This window comes from Chitinimonas sp. JJ19, from assembly GCF_036961565.1.
In the GTDB taxonomy this organism is placed as follows: Bacteria; Pseudomonadota; Gammaproteobacteria; order Burkholderiales; family Chitinimonadaceae; genus Chitinimonas.
Genome location: NZ_JBAMDD010000033.1, coordinates 1 through 2,377, shown reverse-complemented (window position 1 = coordinate 2,377; position 2,377 = coordinate 1). Strand labels below are relative to the sequence as shown.

Genomic DNA, 2,377 nt, shown 5'->3' with positions numbered 1-2,377 from the left:
GTTTGGCGATGCGCTGGGGAATAGCATTGCGGCGAATATGCAGTCTGGGCCGAAGGTCAGTACTGCGGGTATGGGTGCGCAACTGATCGAAAGTATCTCAGCGCCGGATGGGGATACAGCTAGCTTCGCGGCTAACTACGTTTACGACAAGTTCGGCGCCGGCGCGTGGGATCGGATGGCAGTAGAGCAGCTACAGGCAGATAGAGTCGAAATGCTGGCTAGCCTAGCCAGAGCGGCATCAGGGGAAGTACCTGTGTTTGGTATTGATCCAGAGAGTCGTTACAGCCTCCATGAAGACATGTTGTGGGACTTCCCAGGCACGCATAGTGGTGGTCAGCAGTTCATACCAGGCGGCGGCAGTAACAGCGCCCCTGCACCACTACAATACCGCCCTGTTACGTCGGTGGTTCCCCGTATTTCACAGAATCCTCGCCTACAGGCATTGGTAGAAGCTGTAGGAGAAGCCGCGGGTGCAGTTAGTACTGGCGATCCCGACATCGCTAGGCTTAAGAACAGGGTCACGCTAAACGCACAAATCGCTGAGTTTGAAAAGCTGGCAGGTTATAAGCCGAACTTAAAGGTCGTGTCTGCACCTGGTGTGGATAACAGCTATTTGCAGCTTGTTATGCTGGCTGAACAAAAGAATGCACTCTTGCTGCAGAAGAATGCCCCTTTGGTTCAGGAGGCGGAGAAGCTGAGCGCTACATTCCGCACATTGACAGATGATCAGCAGAAGGGATTTGTTGGGCAGAGCATTCGAAGTAATATTGAAAAGCTTGCACGCCAACTTGTCATTGATCCTAATGCAACAAGGGCCAATGCTGTCATATTCAAGCAATACATTAATGAGGTTGAGAGCTTCTCCAACTTCAGGCTTGGGATGGACCAAAGAAACATGCTGAAGGACTTTTTGCGGCAGGACAACAATGGACTGAGAAAGCTCTCTCCGCAAGAGGCCAAGGCTCATCGGTGGTCCAACTCCACACGCGATTCACTTATTAAACAGTGGGAGGAGTTGACTGCACAGAAATGGCCAACCTATGCTGCGGATAAGCTCTCAAAGCGTGGTGCGGTATATATCCGGAAAGGAGAGTATTTTGATGCCCATGAAATTATACCTAATCAGTATAATGCACCACATGAGTGGTGGAACATAGTCCCCGCTGAAAGGCCTAACGCTCATCAGGGTGGTATCCACGGCGTAGGCAGTGGATATTCCAAAATTGTTAAGAAATTCTAAGGGGGAGTAAAGTGTTTGATCTTAATGAGCTTAAGCGTTTTATTGGTTCTGAGTCTGGGGTGAGAAGACTATTGCCTGTTAGTGCTGACGATGTCGCACAGGCAGAGTTAGAGCTAGGGTTTCCATTGCCATCAACCCTAAAGGACTTCTATTCTCAGATAGGTTACGGCTGGCTCGGATCTGAATCAAGGGTAGATGTAAGGAATTTGATAGTACACCCTCTTGATCTGGTCGACTTGTACAAGGGAGAGTCCGAATTCTCACCCCCAGAAGGATTCTTGGCGGGTGACTTGCCGGTTTTTGACTGTGGTGGCTTCAGGTTTCTGGTCATGCGTCCAGATTCCGGCTCACAGGAAGTTTATCGCGATGACGGCGGCACCCTTGTGATTGCTGAAGATTTCATTGCCTTTGTTGAGAAGCTTATAAATGACCCGCTTTTTTACGAATAGCGTGTTGCGCGCCTCGTTACGGCAGTGGGAGTTTAGAGTGACGCGGGGTCTTGTATTTTGCGCGTAGACCACACTGCGTCGCATGGGTAGATCACAAAGCCGGTACCAGGCTCATCCGCACCGGCTTTTTACCACCTACGCTGTTGTATGCCCGTTCGCAGTCTGTTCTAGGTGCGTTCTACATCCGTTCTACGAACGCACCTAGAACGATCCGCCCGTAAAATCCCGTCGCTGGCTAAAACCGATTACAGATCAATAACTTGGCTCAGATTTTCGGGAAGCCCGCGCCCCAGCACTTCTGTCACGCTATGGTCGTGATCACAGTCGCAAATAGCGAGAAAAACATCGCACTTAATTTGGAAAATTCGCAAATAAAATGGGAAGTGACACCTTGGGCCAATCCGCCGGCGCCAGGTTGACCGTGATACGCCGGGCATGTGGAATAATGGGGTCAGGTCTCAATACTGTTCGGATAGAAGATTCTGTACCATGCTACACCCAACCTTCTACTGGGAGTGGCAATGGCACGAACCAAGGCAGTCCTGGTTAATGGTGGTTCACCATAGCGAAATTCATCTATCCGAACAGTATTGGGTCAGGTCTTGTGTTTTGCATTTTCCAAACTACCTTTCAGTGCAAATAACAAGACCTGACCCTGCTGCCGTGCTGCTGTCGTGACCCTGCTGTC

Annotated in this window: 1 protein-coding gene and 1 pseudogene; both read left to right on the top strand. The window is 50.3% G+C overall.

Annotated features, from left to right (window positions below; translation table 11 throughout):
• Positions 1-1,240, top strand: a pseudogene (locus tag V7714_RS20525) (hypothetical protein); the annotation flags it as partial.
• A gap of 11 nt (positions 1,241-1,251) precedes the next feature.
• Positions 1,252-1,689, top strand: a complete 438-nt coding sequence (locus V7714_RS20520; RefSeq protein ID WP_335711399.1) for an SMI1/KNR4 family protein — start codon at positions 1,252-1,254, stop codon at positions 1,687-1,689.
• Positions 1,690-2,377: the final 688 nt, after the last annotated feature.